Source organism: Vibrio sp. 10N.222.48.A3 (assembly GCF_041475345.1).
In the GTDB taxonomy this organism is placed as follows: domain Bacteria; phylum Pseudomonadota; class Gammaproteobacteria; order Enterobacterales; family Vibrionaceae; genus Vibrio; species Vibrio tasmaniensis_A.
The window spans coordinates 1-444 of record NZ_JBFRVX010001392.1 but is presented as its reverse complement, the minus strand read 5'-3'; the positions used below and the strand labels follow the sequence as shown (position 1 = coordinate 444).

1 protein-coding gene is annotated in these 444 nt (G+C 45.7%); it reads left to right on the top strand.

What is annotated here, in order from left to right; translation table 11 throughout:
- A partial coding sequence (locus AB4653_RS26610; RefSeq protein WP_372105728.1) for a glutamate--tRNA ligase family protein occupies positions 1 to 444 on the top strand: 444 nt, incomplete at both ends.

The window sequence follows — 444 nt, the reverse complement described above, 5'->3', positions numbered from 1 at the left end:
TGGCACGCTAAAAGAGCCAGGTAAAGCGAGCCCATACCGTGATCGCAGCCCTGAAGAGAACTTAGCGTTGTTCGAAAAAATGCGTGACGGTGGCTTTGAAGAAGGTAAAGTGTGTCTACGTGCTAAGATCGACATGAGCTCTTCATTCATGGTTATGCGCGATCCTGTTATCTACCGTGTTCGTTTTGCTCACCACCATCAAACTGCTGATAAGTGGTGCATTTACCCAATGTACGACTTTACTCACTGTATCTCTGATGCGCTAGAGGGCATTACGCACTCTATCTGTACGCTTGAATTCCAAGATAACCGTCGTTTGTATGACTGGGTTCTAGACAACATCACGATTGATTGCCAACCTCGTCAGTACGAGTTTAGTCGTCTGAATCTTGAATACACGGTAATGTCGAAGCGTAAGCTGAACCAACTTGTGGTTGAAAACCT